This is a genomic window from Actinomadura darangshiensis, assembly GCF_004349235.1.
In the GTDB taxonomy this organism is placed as follows: domain Bacteria; phylum Actinomycetota; class Actinomycetes; order Streptosporangiales; family Streptosporangiaceae; genus Spirillospora; species Spirillospora darangshiensis.
The window spans coordinates 15,134-34,047 of sequence record NZ_SMKY01000036.1 but is presented as its reverse complement, the minus strand read 5'-3'; the positions used below and the strand labels follow the sequence as shown (position 1 = coordinate 34,047).

Genomic DNA, 18,914 nt, shown 5'->3' with positions numbered 1-18,914 from the left:
CGAGAAGCCCGACGCCCGCTGAGCGCTACCGCCGGTCCTTCCACCAGGTGGCGAGGGCGCGGCGCAGCGGGGTGTGGTGCTCGTCGTCGACGATCTTGATGTCGCCCATCACGGCGGTCGCGGCGACGCGGACCACGGGGACGCGGGCGCCCGGGTGCGGGTCGCGGACGGCGACCCGGCGGTCGCCGAGGAAGTTGTGCCCGGACAGCTCGACGGTGACGCCGTCCGGCACGATGATCTTGACGTCGCCCATCACGGCGGTCGCGGTGATGAGCACCTCGCCGCTCGGCACCTGGGCGCCGCGCAGGTCGAGCTCGACGTCGCCCATCACCGACACCGCCTCCAGCGGGCCGTCGATGCGGCCGACGATGCGCTCCTTGCAGTCGCCCATGACCGCGCTGAACCGGCGCTTGACCTGCAGGGGCGCGGGGTTCGCGCCGGGCGCGCCCATGCCGGGCAGGTCGGCGGTGATGTGGTCGAGGTCGCCGCGGCTGACGGCCGCGTAGGCGGCCTCGGTGCGCTCGGTCAGCTCCTCGAAGGTGAGCCGCCCCTCCACCGAGGCGATCCGCAGCCGCTCGACGACGGCCTCCCGCTCGGCGTCGGACGCCCGGACCGGCGCCGCCGCGGCGCCGCCGGGGGCGGTGATGTCCAGGGCCTCGGAGTGGACCTCCGGCCGCCGGTCCGCTGGGCGGCTCGGGCACGGCCGCTCGGGCTGCGGACTGGACTGACTCATGATTTCGAAGGTATGCCCCCGGCGCCGCCGGACAATCCGCCGCGCGGACGAGATCGCCCCACCACCTTAGGAGGATGGACGTCCGGCCACCGCAGAGGCATGATCATTCGTTGTCCCGAACGTGGTTCTGTATCCTGCGAGCCGACGGTGCAGGACGTAGGGAGCGCACGGTGACGCACGAGGTCTTCAACCAGGTCCCCCCGCTCGCCGGGCACGACACGGCCGACGACGCGGTCCTGCTGGACGGGCTGGCGCGCGAGGGGGCCGGGTGGGCCGAGCCGGAGGTCCGCGAACTGGGCCGGCTGGCGGGCGGCGAGCAGGCGCAGGACTGGGGCCGCCTCGCCAACGAGAACCCGCCCGTCCTGCGCACTCATGACCGCTACGGGCACCGGGTCGACGAGGTCGAGTTCCACCCGGCCTGGCACAAGCTGATGACCGTCGCGGTGACGCACGGCCTGCACGGCTCCGCCTGGGCCGACTCCCGCGAGGGCGCGCACGTCGCCCGCGCCGCGAAGTTCTACACCTGGCGCGTGGACGCGGGCCACGGCTGCCCCGTCTCCATGACGTACGCGGCGGTCCCCGCGCTGCGCCAGTCCCCCGACCTGGCCGCCCAGTACGAGCCGCTTCTGGCCAAGCCGGAGTACGACTTCGGGCTGCGCGCCCCGCTCACCAAGAACGCGCTGCTCGCCGGCATGTCCATGACGGAGAAGCAGGGCGGTTCGGACGTCCGCGCCAACACCACCGAGGCCGCCCCGCAGCCGGACGGGACGTACCGCCTCACCGGCCACAAGTGGTTCACCAGCGCCCCGATGTGCGACGTGTTCCTCACCCTCGCCCAGGCGCCCGGCGGCCTGACCTGCTTCCTCGTCCCGCGCGTCCTGCCGGACGGCACCCTCAACCCGCTCCGCCTGATGCGCCTGAAGGACAAGCTCGGCAACAGGTCCAACGCGTCCTCCGAGGTGGAGTATGACAACGCGGTCGCCTGGCCGGTCGGGGACGAGGGCCGCGGGGTCCGCACCATCATCGAGATGGTCAACATGACCCGGCTGGACTGCGTGATCGGCGCGGCGTCCGGGATGCGGCTCGGCGTCACGACGGCCGCGCACCATGCCGCGCACCGCAAGGCGTTCGGGAAGTACCTGATCGACCAGCCGCTGATGCGCAACGTCCTCGCCGACCTCGCGATCGAGTCCGAGGCCGCCACGATCACGATGCTGCGGCTGGCGGGCGCCACCGACCGCTCGGTGCGCGGCGACGAGTCCGAGACGGCGTTCAAGCGCCTCGCCCTCGCCATCAGCAAGTACTGGATCTGCAAGCGCTGGCCGGCGCACGCCGCCGAGTCCCTCGAATGCCTGGGCGGCAACGGCTACGTCGAGGAGTCGGGCATGCCCCGCCTGTTCCGCGAGTCCCCCTTGAACTCCATCTGGGAGGGCTCCGGCAACGTGGCGGCGCTGGACGTGCTGCGCGCGATGGCCAAGGAGCCGCAGACGGTCGACGCGGTCTTCGCCGAGATCGAGCGGGCCGCGGGCGCCGACGCGCGCCTCGACGCGGCCGTCCGCGAGGTCAAGACGTCCCTCGCGGACCTGGCGACGATCGAGGTCCGGGCCCGCCGCATCGTCGAACGGCTCGCACTCGCACTGCAGGGATCCCTCCTGGTCAGGCACGGCCACCCGGCCGTCGCCGACGCCTTCTGCGCCACCCGCCTCGCCGGCGACTGGGGCACCGCCTTCGGCACCCTCCCCGCCGGCCTCGACCTCTCCCCCGTCATCGACCGCACCACACCAAAAGCCGGCTGACCCCGCCCTCGGCACCGCCATCCAGGCCGAGATGGTGGTCAAGAGGCAGTGGAACGAGTTCGGCGAACCGCCCACCGCCTCCTGCCGCCACCGACGACGTTGTCGAAGGCGGCTAGTTAGTCACTTTCCGTTACTTGGAGTTCTTGGACGGTTGTGGTGTGGATCGCCGGCGAGGCTTCGGCGGAGTCTGATTTCGGGTCCGCGGCGGCGTCGTCGACGACCTTGGCGATCCATTCCAGCAGCGGCATTCTTGCCGCCTCGGCTGCCTGGGTCCACAGATCTCTGCGGCCGGCATCGAGGTTCACCACGACCTTGGTCGAGGGTTTTCCGGGAATCTCGCCCGCCCGTTCGCGTGCGCGCCTGAGTTCCGCCCGGAGGCGTCGCGTCGACCATTTTTCCTTTTCCGCGCGCTCCAGCCATCTGTCTTGTTCGATGTTCGGGAGCGCGGCGGTTTCCGCGTGGTGCTGCAGGCTCAGCGCGTCCCGTCTGCGCCAGGCCGGGAAGCGGCGCGCCACCCAGGCGTAGTTGCGCAACGTCTGGTAGTCGAGGGCCGTCTCCTCCAGGACGAGGCGGTAGCGGTCCGGGAAGCGCTTCTCGCCGTATACGAGCCAGTCGCCGAGCCACCAGGCGGACGAATCATTGATCATCTTGAGGTTGCGGCCGATGTGCAGCCAGGATTCGAAGGTCAGGCCGGATGGGATGTGCAGTTCGGCCCGTCTGGCCTGGACGCCGGCGTCGGCGCCGAGACCCGCTTGGACCGACCACCGTTGCGTGCTGCGGGGTGTTCCCGATGGGGCTCGGCGCGGCATGGGCGCCCCGCCCCCGGGATGCGTCCGGCCTCCGGACGGCACATTGTTCGGCGCCGCTCTCACCATGGTCCCCTCCTCGCGGGGATCGCTTCTCGAAGGTGCACCGGAACGGGGACCGCGGCACACCGTCCCCCGGTGGGCTTCGAATCCGCACTCTCGCAGATTTGGGTTCGCAGCCTCGCCGTCATATCGTGTCGACGGGCCCCTGAGAGCCATTACAGCAAAATACACTGGTTCTGCGAATTCGGTTTCGTCAGGCGTTGGCGCGTCGCCCGAAAAACTGAAGCACGACCGTCATCCAGGGCGCCGCCGCCATCCGCGTTTGTCCCTCGATCGGTACACCTGATCATCATGCAGTAGCAGGCGCCAAATAGGCCATTGATTATTTCCTGTGTTCGGCGTGAAAAATTCATGTCCGCGGGAGGGTGCGGTGAGCACGGACTGTCACACCGTGCCAGCGATTCGTTACGCATCAAGCAACCCAGGTTGACAACCCTCGATTAAGCAACCTAGGTTGCTTGCATGACGGGAATCGAGGTTCCCGCCTCGCCGGACCCGGACGAGCGCCAGGACCCGGGCGAGCGGCTCGCGGCCGTGGTGGCCATGCGCAGGCTGGCCGACCGGATGGAGGACGCGGCGGTCGAGGAGGCCATGCGGGCGGGGTGGAGCTGGTCCGAGGTGGCCGAGGCACTCGGTGTGACGCGCCAGGCCGTCCACAAGAAGCACGCCAAGCGGCTGATCGCCGCGGGGGTGCGGCTGCGAAGGAGGACGTGATGCCGCAGATCTTCGGCATGTACATGCACGCGGTCATGGAGCGCGCGGCGGCCGAGGCGCAGGCGATGGGCTCGAAGGACATCGAGGCGGAGCACCTGCTGCTCGCCGTCGCCCGCGAGCCGGAGGCCACCACTCGCGAGCTGCTGGACTCGGCCGGGCTGGACTATCAGACGATCAAGGACGCGCTGCAGAGCGAGTTCGAGCAGAGCCTCGGGGCGGCCGGGATCTCGGTCACCGACCGGGACATGCTGCGCCCGCGCAGGTCGATCCGCAGGCCGTCCGACGCGGGCGCGTCCGCCAAGCTCGTGCTGGAGCGCGGGATGGCTGCGGTCGGCGACAAGAAGGACCTGCGTCCCGCGCACATCCTGCTCGGGCTGCTGGAGCTCAAGGCCGGCACGGTGCCGCGCGCGCTCGCCCTCGCCGGGGTTGACCGGGACGAGCTCAAGGCGCGCACCCGGGCCGCGCTTCCCAGGGCCGGCCGGTAGGCCGCGGACCCCCACACGAAAGGCGAGTCATGGGACCGAACGGGGAAGTCGTCGTCCGGGTCGAGGGGCTGCGGATGCGCTACGGCACCACCGACGTGCTCAACGGTGTCGACTTCGAGGCCCGCCGGGGCGAGGTGCTGGCCATGCTCGGGCCCAACGGGGCCGGCAAGACGACCACGATCGAGATCCTCGAGGGATTCCGGATGCGCTCCGCCGGCCGCGTCGAGGTGCTGGGCACCGACCCCGCGCACGGCGGCGAGGACTGGCGGGCCCGCATCGGCATCGTCCTGCAGTCCTGGCGCGACCACGGCAAATGGCGGGTGCGCGAGCTGCTGACCCACCTCGGGACGTACTACGCAGGCCACTCGACCCCCGAGATCGAGCGGCCGTGGAACGCCGCCGAGCTGATCGCCATGGTCGGGCTGGGCGAGCACGCCGGCAAGCGGGTCCGGATGCTGTCCGGCGGCCAGCGCCGGCGGCTGGACGTGGCGATCGGCATGCTCGGCCGCCCGGAGCTGCTGTTCCTGGACGAGCCGACCGCCGGGTTCGACCCGCAGGCCCGCCGCGAGTTCCACGAGCTGGTCGTCAAGCTGTCCGAGGAGGGCACGACCACCATCATGCTCACCACGCACGACCTGGCCGAGGCGGAGAAGCTGGCGGACCGGATCGTGATCCTCGACCGCGGCCGGATCATCGCCGCGGCACCGCCGACGACGAGGCGAACGCGAAGAAGCCGGTCCAATGAGCGCGAACAGCACGGCGATCCGCTCGGGGTTCGCCCGCGGGATGATCGAACTGCGCCAGGCGTTCTGCGGGTCCGAGCTGGTCAACCAGCTGCTCTGACCGGTGCTGACGCTGGTGGCGATCTTCTTCTACCGGAACCGCGAGTTCCGGCACACCGGTTTCGAGCTGGGGTCGCTCGTGCTGCCGAGCGTCCTCGGCATGTTCGTCGCGCTCGGCCTGATCGTGGTGATGCAGTACCTGACCGTGGAGCGGGAGGACGGCACGCTGCTGCGGGCCCGGGCCACCCCGCACGGCATCCGCGCCTACTTCATCGGCAAGCTGTTCATGACCTCCGGCTGCGTGGTGGCCTACCTGCTGATCCTGCTGGTGCCCGGCGCGTTCATGGTGTCGGGGCTGCGGCTCGGCGCTGCCGGCGCCTGGCTCACGCTGTGCTGGGTCCTGCTGCTCGGGCTGGTGGGGACCCGGTCGATCGGCGCGGTGCTCGGCGCGCTGGTGCCGAGCCCACGCGCCGCCGGGGCGATCACGCTTCCGGTGATGGCGGTGGTCTCGATCTCCGGGGTCTTCTATCCGATTACCGCGCTGCCGGGGTGGCTGCAGGGGACCGCGCAGGTGTTCCCGGTCTACTGGCTCGGCCTCGGTATGCGGTCGGCGCTGCTGCCGGACGAGATGGTGCAATGCGGGCGTTGAAGGTACTTCTCGCCGAGGAACAGGACATGATCCGCGGGGCGCTGGGCCAACGTCGAGAAGGTGCAAACCGCTTTGGCGCGGTTCGGCGAGCACGGGCTGCTGTTCGAGGAGTCGGGCGGCTGCATCAGCCTGGTCGCGGTCGACACCGAGCACGACCCCGAACCCGAACCGCCCGCCACGGCCCCTCACCGCGTGCTGCTGGACCTGAAACCGGTGTCGCGGTCGTCGCCGTAGCCCGTTTTCGTCCCCGTTTCAGGCCGGACGATCGGTGCGTTGCCTTGCGTACCGGGTGAGGACGGCGGCGCCTGCGGCCTCGGCCGACTGGCATTCCAAGTGGGTGAGCGGGCCGCCTTCGGGGAAGAGCCGCTCGCCGCCGCCCAGGATGGTGGGGAAGGTCAGCAGGCGGTACTCGTCGATCAGGTCTGCGGCCATCAGCGTGTGGACGATGCTCAGGCTGCCGGTGATGATCACATCACGGCGCTCTCGTTCGACGGCTTCCACGAGGTCGACGTCGATCACCTTTGAGTTCGGCCACGCCGAGGTGTCGGGCAGCGTGCGGGAGGCGACCAGCTTCGGCACGGCGTTCATGCGTGTGGAGAAGGGGTCGGTGCGTCCCGGCCACAGCTGCGAGAACTGCTGCCAGGTGCGGCGCCCCAGCAGCATGACCCCGTCGTCCAGCGAGCTTCCGAGCTTGAACTTGTCCCCGGCGACCGTCTCGGGACCGTGCCGGAACGCCCAGCCGCCGCCCGGAGTGCCCCCGGACCCGTCCGGGTCGGACACGATCCCGTCCAGGGTGATGAACTGAATGACGATGACGCTCACGATGGGTGTCCTTTCGATCGATGCTCACCGGTGTGTACCGGCGGCAGCGGCTCGACTCATCGCATCCAGCGAAGTTTTTCTGAAAGCTCACACCGACATTGCCCCGCCCCGAGCTACTTCTCCCGTGCCGATGTCGTGGCGCACGCGGACGCGCTGGTTCACCCGCAGTGCGCCGTCGGACCGCGTGATCGAGAAGGTGCCACCGCCGTCGCAGGCCAGCCGGTGCCGGTAAGCGGAACCGGACCCGTTGAAGGTGTCGGTTTCGGTCACGGCCACCACCCGGCAGGTGGTGACGCGTCCGCGCTCGTGCAGCAGCCACGCGCTGAACCAGGCCGGAACGGTACCGGCGAAGATCAAGGCGACGACTCCGGCGACCACGGCGACGGCCAGCCCGACGGGCCGCGCCCCGGCACCGGCCAGTAGGAGGGCCATCCACAGCCCCATCAGCATCAGACCGGCAACGACGAACATCAGGATCAGCGCCCATCCCCGTATGCCGTCCGGCCCGTCGATGATCGCCCACGACATGCCGAACACCGCCGTGGCGAACAACGACAGCAGCCCCACCGCCGTCACGCATCTCAACAGCCGCCGCACACCGGCCTCCTCCGTCCGCCCACGACTGGCGCCGCCGTCAAGGATCGCACCGGCTGCCCGGGAGCGTCCCGCCACCCCGGCCACGTCCTCGCGGCCTACATGGCCTCCGGCACCTGGATCGAGAGACCCGCCGGCTCGCCTGGCCGGGTCTGCTGGACGGCGTGGTGCAGCGCGCTGACGAAGGCGGTGGTCGCCGGCGGGTCCGGCGGGTCGCCGTAGGTGGCCAGGTAGACGTGCCGTTGGAAGTCGCGAAGGACGCTGGCCTCGATTCCGGGCGCGCGGTGGGTGCGCAGTGCCAGCCCCGGCATGGTGATCACGCCCATGCCCGAGGCGACCAGTGCCTGCTGGACGATGATGTCGTCGCTGGTGTAGGCGATGGGCGGGACGAAGCCCGCCTTGTCGCAGGCCTCCAGGAACTCGCGGCGGCAGTTCTCGCAGCCCGCGATCCAGGCGGAGTCGCGGTTGCCTGCCAGTGTCTGGCCGGGTTCGAGGCTGAGCAGGTACATCGGGTCGTCGAACAGGTGCGCGGCGCGGATGTCGTCCGGTGTCGCTTCGTCGTAGCGGAAGACGACCGCGACGTCGACCTGCCCGGCCCGCAGCAGGTCGAGTGCCACCCGCGGGTGGGCCTCGATCAAGCGCAGTTCGAGGCCGGGGTGCTCGCGGCGCAGGGTGCCCGCGGCGTGCGGCACCAGCGCGGCGAGCGCCGACTGGAAGCCGGCGACCCGGACCCGGCCGGTGCGCAGGCCCACCATCGCGGACAGTTCCGCGGCCGCGGTGTCGACCCGGCCGACGATCTCGGTGGCGCGGCGGGCCAGGTGCTCGCCCTCCGGGGTGAGCCGGATGCCCCGGCCGGCCCGCTGGACGAGCCTGGCGCCGGTCGCGGCCTCCAGCCTGGCCAGATGATGGCTGACGGCGGGCTGGGAGTAGTTCAGGTGCTTGGCCGCCTTGGTGACCGAGCCGTGCTCGGCGACCGCCGCGAGGACCCGTAACCGCAGGATATCCAGCATCCATCAATGATACGCATGGGTCACCCCGAGTATTGGCATTAGACGAATGAGTCGGCGCACGGGACGCTGATCGGGACGACCCCGCTCAGCGGAGGAGGACTCGGCGATGACCCGCTCACTGGCAACGCTCACCGATCTCGTCGCGGCGGTGCGCAAGGCGATCGACGTGCGCACCGGTTGGCCGGACACCGCGGACCTGGTCGCCGATCAGCTTCGGGCCCATCTGCCCGGCCCTGAGGTCCTGACGCCCGATCAGCGTCTCGGCCGGCCCGACCGGGTTGCGGGCCACCTGCTGCACGCCGAGCCCGACGGGGCGTTCTCCGTCCTCGGCCTGGTCTGGCGCCCCGGGCAGAGCACCCGGATCCACGACCACATCACGTGGTGCGTCGTGGGCGTGCTTTCGGGCATCGAGCACGAGGAACTGTTCGACGAAGCGCTCAACCCCATCGGCGCGCGGGACAACCGGCCCGGCGAGGTCAGCGGCTTCGCGCCGCCCGGCGACATCCACCGCATCCGCAACGCCGGCGACGAGACCGCCCTCAGCCTGCACATCTACGGCACCGACATCACCCGTGTCGGGTCCAGCGCCCGCCGCTACTACGACTGAGGAGCTCGAACCATGGACCAGCACGCCATCGACGAGGTGCTGAACCGCCCGCTCAGCCAGGAACTGCTGGCCCGTGACCTGGCCAGGCTGGCCTTCGTCGCCCTGGACGGCACCCCGCGGTCGATCCCGATCGGAATCGTCTGGAACGGCACGGAGATCGTCATGTGCACGGCGACGAACGCACGGAAGCTCCCGGCGCTGCGCCGCAATCCCGCGGTCGCGCTGACGATCGACACCGAGTCGCACCCACCGAAGGTCCTGCTCATCCGCGGCCGGGCGGAGCTGGATGCCGTCGACGGCATCCCGGACGAGTACCTCCAATGGAACGGCACCTATGAGATGACGCCCGAGCAACGGGCCGAGTGGGAGGAAGGCGTGAAGTCGCTCTACCTCGGCATGGTCCGGGTCGTGGTGAAGCCGACCTGGGCCAAGCTGATCGACTTCGAGACGACCCTGCCCACCGCCATCGAGGAACTCATGCAGCAGCAGAAGGAACGCCAGCTGGGCTGAACACGCACACGCGCGGCCCCGCCGGCATCCTCGTCGTGCTGGCCGAGCAGACCGAGTGACCGATCAGTGAACGGCCCGGCGCCGGAACGGGGCCGTCTCCGGCATCAGGATGACCCTCAGCTCGGGATCGTCGCGGAGAGGGCGCGCAGATCGTGGAAAGCTTGATGGAGATGCGCGTCCAGGCTTTGTGAGGGATCGTCGATCCAGGCTTGGGCGGCTTGGTGAAAGGCCGCCCAGCCGGTCTGGGCGGCCAGGGTGGCGAGCCGGTCGCCGACACCGCGCTGCCGCAGCGCCTCCGCCACGGCCCCGGTGAGCGACGCGGCCTTGGCCAGCTCGCGTTCGCGGAGCGCCGGTGTCGCGGCGATGACTTCCAGTCGCGGTTCGGAGAACGGGCGATTGTCCTCAAGGATCCGTCCGGCTTTCTGAAAGGCGCTGAGCAAGATCTCAAGCGGCTGCAGACCATCGGGGGCCTCGGCCACCGCTCGCATCAGCGCGGCGCGCAGGTCGGCTTCGCCGTCGAAGAGCACCTCGCGTTTGTCCGGGAAGTGCCGGAAGAACGTGCGTTCGTTGACGCCGGCCCGCGCGGCGATCTGAGCCGTGGTGGTCTGGTCGAACCCGTGTTCCCGATACAGCTCGAGGGCCGCCTGCTGCAGTCGGCGACGCGCTTGCGCTCCACTCCGTGGCACCTTCCGAGGCTACCGCATTGCGCCAGCGACTGGCGTTACGTGTAGAGTCAGCGACTGGCGCTAAGTAGTGCCAGTCACTGGCGTTAACATGGAGGACGTCTCATGCACGTGTTCGTCACCGGCGGTTCCGGCCTGACCGGCCCCACCGTCGTCGCCGAGCTCCTCGCGGCCGGCCACACCGTCACCGGCCTGGCGCGCTCGGACGCCGCCGCCGCCCGGCTGGAGTCACTGGGTGCCACGCCGCACCGCGGCTCCCTTGAGGATCTCGACAGCCTGCGCAGCGGCGCCGAAGCCGCCGGCGGCGTCCTGCACATGGCCTTCGGCGGCGACTTCGCCGACCCCGACGACATGACCAGGCGCGACCGGACCGCGATCCGGACGCTCGGCCAAGCGCTGGAACACTCGGGCAAGCCGTTCGTCAGCACCTCGGGCACGCTGGTCATGCCCGCGGGCCGGGAGAGCACCGAGAAGGACGAGCCCGATCCGTCCGGGATCGCCGGTTTCCGCATCCCGGGCGAGCGAGCCTGCCTGGACTTCGCCTCACAGGGAGTACGCGCGAGCGTGGTCCGGCTGGCTCCCACCGTCCACGGCCCTGGGGACTACGGTTTCATCGGCATGCTCGTCGCCACCGCCCGGAAGACCGGCATATCGGCCTATGTCGGCGACGGCGGCAACCAGTGGCCCGCGGTACATCGGCTCGACGCGGCGATCCTGTTCCGCCTGGCGTTGGAGAAGGCTCCCGCAGGCAGCGTGCTGCACGGAGTGGCCGAAAGCGGCGTCACCCTGAAGAGCATCGCGCAGACCATCGCGCAGGGCCTCGATCTGCCCACCGCCTCACTGACCCCGGACGAGGCCGCCGCGCACTTCGCAAGCCCGTTCATGGCCGGTGTCTACGGCATCCACTCCCCCGTCTCCGGCTCCCGCACCCGGGCACTGCTCGACTGGTCGCCCACTCACCCGACCCTCCTCGACGACCTGAAGCACGGCGACTACCTCACCACGCCGACCTCCTGAGCTCGCGCGGCCTCCCGCCTCCCAGGTGGTGCAGGATGGCGGAAGGACAGGCGCGTATCACCCGGGAGGGAACGATGCTGTTCAGGCAGGAGGTCCTTGAGGGGATCGCGGGCGGGCGGATCGACCGGGTGTTCCGGGTGTGGGCCGAGCCCCGGGTCCGCGCGGGGAGCACCCAGCGCACCCGGGCGGGGATCATCGTCATCGACTCGGTCACGGCCGTCACCCCTGAAGAGATCACCGAGGACGACGCCCTGCGTTCGGGCTTCAAAGACCGCGCGGCGCTGCTGACCGCCCTGTCCAAGAGCACCAAGGAGGGCGGCTACCACCGCGTCATGCTCCACCTGGGCGGCCCCGACCCCCGGACGGAACTGGCCGCGAACGCCGACCTGACCGAACAGGAACTGGCCGACCTCAAAGCCGCCCTGGACGCCATCGACAACCGCGGCCAACGCGTCCCCTGGACCCGCGAGGTCCTCCGCCTCATCGAGGAACACCCCGGTCTGCGCGCCCTGGGCCTGGCCGAACACCTGGGCCGCGACAGACTCCCGTTCAAGGCCGACGTCCGCCGCCTCAAAGCCCTCGGCCTCACCGAAAGCCTGGAGACCGGTTACCGTCTCTCCCCGCGCGGCAAAGTCCTCATGGCCTACCTACGGTCCTTGACCGAATGATCCGCCCCCAGGGCGAGTTCGACCCTGTCTGACCCGGCCGGCCGTCGAAGCGCTTGCGGTTCTCCGCCAGGGCTGCGCAGCCTTCCCGGCATGCGCACCTATCGGGATCTCTTCCGCGTGCCCGAGTACACGCCGCTCTTCGCCTCGTCCACCGTCCAGACGACCGCCCAGACCGTCAGCGCGCTGGCGCTCGGCACGCTCGTGTACGACTCGACCCGGTCGCCGCTGCTCTCGGCGCTGAGCATGTTCGGCGGGTCGTTCGCCCAGATGGCCGGCGCGCTGACGCTGCTGTCCGCCGCCGACCGCCTGCCGCCGAGGACGGCCCTCGCCACGACCGCGCTGGTCTTCGGTGCCGGCACGGCCCTCCTCGCGGTGCCCGGTCTGCCGATCGCGGCGCTGTTCGCCATCGTGCTCGGCCTCGGGCTGGTCGCGTCGCTCGGCAGCGGCGTCCGCTACGGGCTGCTGAGCGAGATCCTCCCGAAGGAGGGCTATCTTCTCGGGCGCTCGGTCCTGAACATGTCCGTGGGGACCATGCAGATATGCGGCTTCGCCGTCGGCGGCGTCCTGGTCGTCGCGCTGTCGCCCCGGGGCACATTGCTCACCGGCGCCGGGCTCTACCTCCTCACCTCGGTCATGGCGGTCGCCGGGCTGAGCCGGCGGCCGCCCCGGGCGGACGGGCGGCCGAGTGTCGGGCAGACGTGGCGCACCAATGCGCGGCTGCTCTCGTCGGTACCGCGCCGGTACGCCTACCTCGCGCTGTGGGTGCCGAACGGCCTGATCGTCGGCTGTGAGGCCCTGTTCGTCTCCTACTCTCCGCAGCACGCGGGCCTGCTGCTCGCCGTCGCCGCCGCCGGCATGCTGATCGGTGACACCGTGACGGGACGCTTCGTCCCGGCGCACCTGCGCGAACGCCTGGGTCCGTCGTTGCGCCTTCTGCTGGCCGTCCCCTACCTGGTGTTCGCCGCCGGGCCGCCGCTCCCACTCGGCGCGGCGGCCGTCCTGCTGGCCTCCGTCGGCTACGCGGCGACGCTGCTCCTGCAGGAGCGCCTCATGGCCCTGACCCCGGTGTCCATGCACGGCCATGCTCTGGGCCTGCACGCGTCCGGCATGCTCACGATGCAGGGCGTCGGCGCGGCTTTGGCGGGTGGTGTGGCGCAGGTGGCGTCTCCGGGGGCCGCCATGGCGATCATGGGCGCCGCCTCGGTGGTCGTCACGCTCGCACTGGCGCCAGGTCTGCGGCCGCTTCCCGGGCTCCGGCCTGCTGAATGAACCAATTCGTCCCCTCGTACGCGCAGGTTCGAGAAGATCCGCTCATATTATTGCAAGTTCGCTCTAAAACGCTCATGCTATGCCGCGAGGACCCCCCGACGGCTCGAACGGATTGGAGTTGTCCGTTGCATGTGCGTCGCCTTCCCACCCTGCTGGTCGCGTTCGCCACGGTCATCGTGAGCGCGGTCGCGCTGCCGCCGGCCCACGCCGATGGCTGGCAGCCGAAGACGCCCCCGCTCACCACTCCCTGGACCCACGAGGTGGGTCCGGACAACGCCCTGCCCGACTATCCCCGTCCGCAGCTCACCCGGAAGCGGTGGCAGAACCTCAACGGCGTCTGGCAGTTCGCGGGCGCCACGGCGGGCGAGAAGCCGCCCGTCGGCAAGGATCTGGACGAGCGGATCCTCGTCCCCTACCCGGTCGAGTCCGCGCTCTCCGGGATCGCGCGGAGCGTCCAGCACATGTGGTACCGGCGGACGTTCACCGTGCCGAGCGGCTGGCGGAACCGCGGGCAGCGGCTGGTCCTGCAGTTCGGCGCCGTCGACCACACCGCGAAGGTGTACGTGAACGGCCGCGAGGTGGCCGCGCACACCGGCGGCTACAACGCGTTCTCCGTGGACGTCACCGACGCGCTCAATCCCCGTGGCGCGCAGGAGCTGATCGTGGGCGTCGACGACCCCACCGACATCGGCCACCAGGCCGTCGGCAAGCAGCGCAAGCCCGGCGACGGGATCTTCTACACACCGGCATCGGGCATCTGGCAGACGGTCTGGATGGAGCCGGTGGCGGGCGCGCACATCGGCGACCTCACGACGACGCCGGAGCCGTCCGCCGGGAGGCTCCGGCTCACCGCGAACGCGTCCGCCCCGGGCGGCACGGTCGAGGCGATCGCCTACGCCGGGCACAAGCCGGTGGGCAGGGTGACGGGCAAGGCCGGCGATGAGCTGTCGATCCGGATCCCGCACGCGCACCTGTGGACGCCCGACGACCCGTACCTGTACAGGCTGAAGGTCCGGCTCCGCAGCGGCCACACGGTCGTGGACGAGGTCGGCTCCTACTTCGGCATGCGGTCGGTCAGCCTGGGCAAGGGCGAGGACGGCAAGACGCGCATGCTGCTCAACGGGAAGTTCGTCCCGCAGGTCGGCACGCTCGACCAGGGCTACTGGCCGGACGGCATCTACACGGCGCCGACCGACGAGGCGCTCAAGTTCGACCTGGCCGCGCACAAGAAGCTCGGCTTCAACATGGTGCGCAAGCACATGAAGGTCGAGCCCGACCGCTGGTTCTACTGGGCCGACCGGCTCGGGCTGCTCGTGTGGCAGGACATGCCCGCCATGTTCGGCGGCCACGAGCCGTCCGCCGCGGACAAGAAGCAGTTCGAGGCCGAGATGCAGGCCATGGTCCGGCAGCACGACAGCCACCCGTCGGTCATCGTGTGGGTGCCGTTCAACGAGGGCTGGGGCGAGTACGAGCCCGGGCGGATCGCCGACACGGTCAAGGGCTGGGACCCGAGCCGCCTCGTCAACGCCGACAGCGGCGTCAACTGCTGCGACTCGCTCCCCGACAACGGCGAGGGCGACATCTACGACGACCACACCTATGTCGGGCCCGGCTCCCCACCGATCCCGCGCGGCGACCGCGCCAGCGTCGCCGGCGAGTACGGCGGCCTCGGCCTCAAGGTCGACGGCCACATGTTCGACCCGGCGGGCAGCTTCGCCTACGAGATGACGCCCGACTCGGCCACGCTGACGCGCCGCTACACCGAGGTGCAGGACGGGGTGCGCAAGCTCGTCGTGAAGTGCGGCCTGTCCGCCTCGGTCTACACGCAGATCACCGACGTGGAGAAGGAGGTCAACGGCCTCTACACCTACGACCGGCAGCAGCCGAAGATGGACGCCGCGAAGGTCCGCGAGGCCAACCGGTCGATCATCGCGGCGAAGCCGTCGCCGGACGGCGGCGACCAGCCGCCCGGAACCCCGGGCCTGGAGGGCGTGAGCTTCTACCCGTTCGGTGAGGGCAGCGGGACCACGACCGCCGACGCGGTCGGGGACCACGACGCCACGCTCGTCGGCGGGCCGCAGTGGACGACCGGGCACGACGGACCGGGCCTGCAGCTGAAGGGTTCGAGCCAGTTCGCGGACACCGGTGCGGCGATCCTCGACACGACGGGCAGCTACAGCGTCTCCGCCTGGGTGAAGCTCGACCGCCGCGGTTCGTTCGCCACCGCCGTCAGCCAGGACGGGCCGAGCAACAGCGCGTTCTTCCTGCAGTACTCGGGAGCCGACGACCGGTTCGCGTTCAGCTTCGCCGGGGTCCGCGCGCTGGCCCCCGCGGCGCCGGAGACCGGGAAGTGGTACCACCTGACCGGTGTCCGCGACGCCGCCTCCGGGTCGCTCACGCTCTATGTGGACGGCCAGAAGGCGGGCGCGGCCGAGTCGTGCCTCGGCGACGCCTCCACCGGCCACACGGTGATCGGCCGCGGGAAGTTCGGCGGCAACCCGGTCGACTTCTGGCCGGGCGCGCTCGACGAGGTCCGCGTGTTCGACCGCGCACTGTCCGCGGCCGAAGTGGCAGAACTCGCCGGCTGATCCGTTCGCTTGCGGCGTGTCGTTGTTATCGAGGTCCTGATAACAACGACACGCCGCAAGTGAACGCGGGGGTCAGCGGGCCTCGCGGAGGCGGCGGGCAGCGTCCTCGGGGAGGATGTCGCTGATGAACGCGCCTGCGCCCGACTCGCTGGCCGCGAGGTATTTGAGCTTTCCCTCGGCGCGGCGCGGTGTGAACACCCTGATGGACAGGTGCGCCAGGCCGGGGTCGGTGCGGGCGGGCGCCTGCTGGAAGTGCGCGATGTACGGGGCGGGCGCGTCGAAGAGGCGGTCGAAGCGGCGCAGGACGTCCCGGTAGAGCACCATCAGCTCGAAGCGCTCATCGGGCTCCAGCTCGGGAAGCCCCGTAACGTGCCGGTACGGGTAGATGTGCACCTCGTACGGCCAGCGGGCCGCCGCGGGGACGAACGCCACGAAGCGGTCCGATCGGGCGACGACCCGTTCCGCGGCCCGTTCCGCGGCCACGATAGAGCAGAACAAGCAGGACCCCTGCTCGGCCCGGTGGCCGCGCGCCATCTCCAGTGCGCGCGCCGTCCTCGCCGGGACGAAGGGGTAGGCGTAGATCTGCCCGTGCGGATGGTGCAGGGTCGTCCCGATCTCCACTCCGCGGTTCTCGAAGACGAAGACGTACTCGGTGTCGGGGCGCCGGTTCAGTTCGGCGGTCCGGTCCGTCCAGGCGCGCGCGACCGTCTCCAGACGCCTGTCCGGCAGCAGGGAGAACGACGAGTCGTGGTCGCTGGTGAAGCACACGACCTCGCACCGCCCGCCCGCGGGCGGGCCGCCGAGGGAGGGGAACCGGTTCTCGAACGTGGCGACGTGGTAGTCGGCGGCCGGTATCTCGCTGTGCCGGCCGTCCGCCGACGGGCACAGCGGGCATTCGCTCTGCGCGGGCAGGTGCGTGCGGTCCTGGCGGTGCGCGGCCATGACCACCCACTCGCCCATCACCGGGTCGAGCCGCAGCTCCGACCTCGGCCGCCGCGGAGGCAGCGGACGCCGGTCGGGCGCCGAGCGGTCGTGGCCGGGTTCGTCGTCGAAGTAGATGAGCTCGCGGTCGTCGGCCAGCCGGACCGACGTGCGCGGAGAATCCTGGGCGTCCAGGGCTTCGTCCCCCGTGTCGAAGACCGTCATGTGAGCCTTTGCACCCGGCTCAGGTAGCGCTGCACGACCACGACCACGGCGAGGAACGTGCCGCTGACCACCTGCTGGTAGGCCGAGGTCAGGCTGCCGATCTGGTTGATGATGTTCTGGATGACGCCGAGCAGCAGCACGCCGGCGAGGGTTCCGGACAGCGCTCCGGCGCCGCCGGTGAGCAGCGTCCCGCCGATGACCACGCCGGCGATGACGTCCAGCTCCATGCCGGTGCCGAGGATGGTGACGCCGGACGACAGCCGCGCGGCGTTCAGCGCGCCCGCCAGCCCGGCGAGCAGGCCCGTCAGGAGGTAAACGAGGATCTTCGTGCGGGTGACGGGCACGCCCATGAGGCCGGCCGCGTCCTCGCTGCCGCCGACGGCGAACACGTGCTGCCCGAACCGCCCGCGCTGCAGGACGAGCCCGCCCAGCACGAACAGCAGCAGGGTGATGTACACGGGATAGGACAGGCCGAGGAACTTGCCCTGGCCGATCTCCGCGAAGGCGTCGCTCTTGACGAGGTAGGTCTCGGCGCCCTCGTGCGAGATGGCGAGCATCAGGCCCCGCGCGCCGAGCAGGCCGGCGAGCGTGACGATGAACGGCGCCATCCCGGTGCGCGCGATGATCCAGCCCTGCGCGAGGCCGATGGCGCCGCACACCGCGAGGGGCAGCGCCAGCGCGGCGGCCCATCCGTACTGGGACGCCCACGCGGCGAGCACCCCGCCCAGCGCGAACTGGGACCCGACGGACAGGTCGATCCCGCCGCTGATGATGACGAACGTCATCCCCACCGCGATGATCGCCAGGAAGGACGAGCTGACCGCGAGGTTGGCGAGGTTCGCCGTGGAGGCGAACCCGTCGAAGGCGGCGGCGCCCACGCCCGCGACGAGGAGCAGCACGATCGGCGCGCCGTACTGCTGCAGCAGCCGTCCGGTCCGTTCACCGCGGGCCGAGGCGGCGCGCGGCTGCGCCCCGGCGGCGGGAGGGGGTGCGGTGGTGAGCGGTGTCATCGGGTCATCCGTTCCCTGGCTGCGTAGACGGCGACGAGGATGATGGCCGCCTGCACCATCTGCGTCCCGGACGACGGCAGGTCGTGCTTGGTCAGCGTGGAGGCGAGCAGCTGCATGAGCAGCGCGCCCATCACGGTGCCCGCGACCCGGACGCGGCCGCCGGTCAGCGGGGTGCCGCCGACGACCACCGCGGTGATGGCCGACAGCTCCATGAGCAGGCCGAGGGAGGTGGGGTCCGCCGCCTGGATCCGCGCGGTCGACAGGATCCCGGCGACCGCCGCGAGGACGCCCGACAGCATGTAGACCAGCAGCAGCACCCGCTTGACGGGCAGCCCGGACAGCTCGCTGGCCCGCCGGTTGCCGCCGATCGCCACCAGCCGCCGCCCGAACGTGGTGCGGCGGACCAGGAACCCGACCACCGCGACCACCGCGGCCGCCACGAGCACGACGTACGGAACGCCGAGCACGCTGTCGCCGCCGAGCGACAGCAGGGCGGGGTCGCGGAAGTCCTCCAGCTGCGGGACGAACACGTTGGCCAGGCCGCGCAGCCCGACCAGCAGCGCCAGCGTCGCCACGATCGGCTGCACCCCGACGAACGCGACCAGCGATCCGCCCGCCAGCCCGCTGACCGCGCCGGCCAGCAGCGCCATCAGCACCGCGGGCACCAGCCCGTACCCGAGGTACAGCGCGATCATCGCGGCGGCCATCGACATGACCGAGCCGACCGACAGGTCGATGCCCTCGGTGCCGATCACCAGCGCCATGCCGAGCGACACGATCAGTACCGGGGTCACCTGGACGAGCTGGTTCCGGAAGTTGTCCACCTCAAGGAAGTGCGGGGTGAAGAACGCGTTGAAGACGAGCAGCACAGCGACGGCGAGGTAGACGCCGTAGTCCTGCAGCCACGCCAGCACGCGGGCGCGGTCGAGCCCCGCCCAGGGGGAGGCCGTCACCTCGGCCAT

Annotated in this window: 20 protein-coding genes and 1 pseudogene; 12 read left to right on the top strand and 9 right to left on the bottom strand. The window is 70.8% G+C overall.

The features are described from left to right. Window positions 1–25: 25 nt before the first annotated feature. On the bottom strand, window positions 26–733 hold the full coding sequence (locus E1293_RS11135; RefSeq protein WP_132196647.1) for a DUF1707 SHOCT-like domain-containing protein: 708 nt from the start codon (window positions 731–733) through the stop codon (window positions 26–28). A gap of 170 nt (window positions 734–903) precedes the next feature. Between E1293_RS11135 and E1293_RS11130 the strand changes: the two genes are divergently transcribed. Continuing rightward, entirely contained in the window at window positions 904–2,529 is a 1,626-nt protein-coding gene (locus E1293_RS11130; RefSeq protein ID WP_243716156.1) for an acyl-CoA dehydrogenase family protein, read from the top strand. A 116-nt stretch (window positions 2,530–2,645) separates the two neighbouring features. Here the strand turns inward: E1293_RS11130 and E1293_RS11125 are convergent, their stop codons facing one another. Next, window positions 2,646–3,404: an LmbU family transcriptional regulator gene (locus E1293_RS11125; protein WP_243716155.1), complete on the bottom strand. Its 759-nt coding sequence runs from the start codon at window positions 3,402–3,404 to the stop codon at window positions 2,646–2,648. Between the two features lie 456 nt (window positions 3,405–3,860). On the opposite strand from E1293_RS11125, the gene E1293_RS11120 reads away from it, so the two are divergent. The 5 genes and pseudogenes from E1293_RS11120 to E1293_RS47360 all read left to right on the top strand — a co-directional run bounded on the left by E1293_RS11120 (window position 3,861) and on the right by E1293_RS47360 (window position 6,262). Beyond that, window positions 3,861–4,112, top strand: a complete 252-nt coding sequence (locus tag E1293_RS11120; RefSeq protein WP_132196642.1) for a hypothetical protein — start codon at window positions 3,861–3,863, stop codon at window positions 4,110–4,112. Further along, window positions 4,112–4,597: a Clp protease N-terminal domain-containing protein gene (locus E1293_RS11115; protein WP_207938784.1), complete on the top strand. Its 486-nt coding sequence runs from the start codon at window positions 4,112–4,114 to the stop codon at window positions 4,595–4,597. The genes E1293_RS11120 and E1293_RS11115 overlap by 1 nt, the downstream gene beginning before the upstream one ends. Before the next feature lie 29 nt (window positions 4,598–4,626). Beyond that, window positions 4,627–5,295 (top strand): annotated as a pseudogene (locus E1293_RS11110) (ABC transporter ATP-binding protein); the annotation flags it as partial. A 148-nt stretch (window positions 5,296–5,443) separates the two neighbouring features. Next, window positions 5,444–6,028 carry an ABC transporter permease gene (locus E1293_RS11105; protein WP_132196640.1) on the top strand — a complete coding sequence of 195 codons (585 nt, stop codon included), beginning with the start codon at window positions 5,444–5,446 and terminating at the stop codon, window positions 6,026–6,028. Window positions 6,029–6,088: 60 nt separating this feature from the next. Further along, a complete protein-coding gene (locus tag E1293_RS47360) occupies window positions 6,089–6,262 on the top strand; it encodes a hypothetical protein (RefSeq protein WP_165978170.1) in 174 nt (57 codons plus the stop codon). 18 nt (window positions 6,263–6,280) lie between these two features. On the opposite strand, the gene E1293_RS11100 is transcribed toward E1293_RS47360, so the two are convergent. The 3 genes from E1293_RS11100 to E1293_RS11090 all read right to left on the bottom strand — a co-directional run bounded on the left by E1293_RS11100 (window position 6,281) and on the right by E1293_RS11090 (window position 8,454). Further along, entirely contained in the window at window positions 6,281–6,850 is a 570-nt protein-coding gene (locus E1293_RS11100) for a dihydrofolate reductase family protein (RefSeq protein WP_132196638.1), read from the bottom strand. An 87-nt stretch (window positions 6,851–6,937) separates the two neighbouring features. Continuing rightward, window positions 6,938–7,447, bottom strand: a complete 510-nt coding sequence (locus E1293_RS11095) for a hypothetical protein (protein ID WP_132196636.1) — start codon at window positions 7,445–7,447, stop codon at window positions 6,938–6,940. Between the two features lie 95 nt (window positions 7,448–7,542). Further along, window positions 7,543–8,454 (bottom strand): LysR family transcriptional regulator, encoded by a 912-nt coding sequence (locus tag E1293_RS11090; protein ID WP_132196634.1) that lies wholly within the window; start codon window positions 8,452–8,454, stop codon window positions 7,543–7,545. A gap of 106 nt (window positions 8,455–8,560) precedes the next feature. On the opposite strand from E1293_RS11090, the gene E1293_RS11085 reads away from it, so the two are divergent. Together E1293_RS11085 and E1293_RS11080 are read left to right on the top strand one after the other, a co-directional pair. Next, window positions 8,561–9,061, top strand: coding sequence for a cysteine dioxygenase family protein (locus E1293_RS11085; protein WP_132196632.1), 501 nt, complete (start codon window positions 8,561–8,563; stop codon window positions 9,059–9,061). Between the two features lie 12 nt (window positions 9,062–9,073). Beyond that, complete coding sequence (locus tag E1293_RS11080; RefSeq protein ID WP_132196630.1) at window positions 9,074–9,571, top strand: pyridoxamine 5'-phosphate oxidase family protein; 498 nt, start codon at window positions 9,074–9,076, stop codon at window positions 9,569–9,571. 116 nt (window positions 9,572–9,687) lie between these two features. Here the strand turns inward: E1293_RS11080 and E1293_RS11075 are convergent, their stop codons facing one another. Continuing rightward, complete coding sequence (locus tag E1293_RS11075) at window positions 9,688–10,257, bottom strand: TetR family transcriptional regulator (protein ID WP_132196628.1); 570 nt, start codon at window positions 10,255–10,257, stop codon at window positions 9,688–9,690. A gap of 102 nt (window positions 10,258–10,359) precedes the next feature. On the opposite strand from E1293_RS11075, the gene E1293_RS11070 reads away from it, so the two are divergent. The 4 genes from E1293_RS11070 to E1293_RS11055 all read left to right on the top strand — a co-directional run bounded on the left by E1293_RS11070 (window position 10,360) and on the right by E1293_RS11055 (window position 15,796). Further along, on the top strand, window positions 10,360–11,271 hold the full coding sequence (locus E1293_RS11070) for an SDR family oxidoreductase (protein ID WP_132196626.1): 912 nt from the start codon (window positions 10,360–10,362) through the stop codon (window positions 11,269–11,271). A 74-nt stretch (window positions 11,272–11,345) separates the two neighbouring features. Continuing rightward, window positions 11,346–11,939, top strand: coding sequence for an ASCH domain-containing protein (locus E1293_RS11065; RefSeq protein WP_132196624.1), 594 nt, complete (start codon window positions 11,346–11,348; stop codon window positions 11,937–11,939). A 90-nt stretch (window positions 11,940–12,029) separates the two neighbouring features. Then, window positions 12,030–13,208 (top strand): MFS transporter, encoded by a 1,179-nt coding sequence (locus tag E1293_RS11060; RefSeq protein WP_132196622.1) that lies wholly within the window; start codon window positions 12,030–12,032, stop codon window positions 13,206–13,208. A gap of 131 nt (window positions 13,209–13,339) precedes the next feature. Next, window positions 13,340–15,796 carry a LamG-like jellyroll fold domain-containing protein gene (locus E1293_RS11055; RefSeq protein ID WP_243716159.1) on the top strand — a complete coding sequence of 819 codons (2,457 nt, stop codon included), beginning with the start codon at window positions 13,340–13,342 and terminating at the stop codon, window positions 15,794–15,796. A gap of 72 nt (window positions 15,797–15,868) precedes the next feature. Here E1293_RS11055 and galT read toward each other — a convergent pair whose 3' ends face one another. Genes galT through E1293_RS11040 form a run of 3 tightly spaced genes read right to left on the bottom strand, consistent with a single transcriptional unit; the run spans window position 15,869 to window position 18,914 of the window. Continuing rightward, window positions 15,869–16,942 (bottom strand): galactose-1-phosphate uridylyltransferase, encoded by a 1,074-nt coding sequence (galT, locus tag E1293_RS11050; RefSeq protein WP_132196618.1) that lies wholly within the window; start codon window positions 16,940–16,942, stop codon window positions 15,869–15,871. Continuing rightward, window positions 16,939–17,952 (bottom strand): ABC transporter permease, encoded by a 1,014-nt coding sequence (locus tag E1293_RS11045; RefSeq protein ID WP_132196616.1) that lies wholly within the window; start codon window positions 17,950–17,952, stop codon window positions 16,939–16,941. Before E1293_RS11045 ends, galT begins: the two co-directional genes overlap by 4 nt. Beyond that, window positions 17,949–18,914, bottom strand: coding sequence for an ABC transporter permease (locus E1293_RS11040; protein ID WP_132196614.1), 966 nt, complete (start codon window positions 18,912–18,914; stop codon window positions 17,949–17,951). The genes E1293_RS11045 and E1293_RS11040 overlap by 4 nt, the downstream gene beginning before the upstream one ends.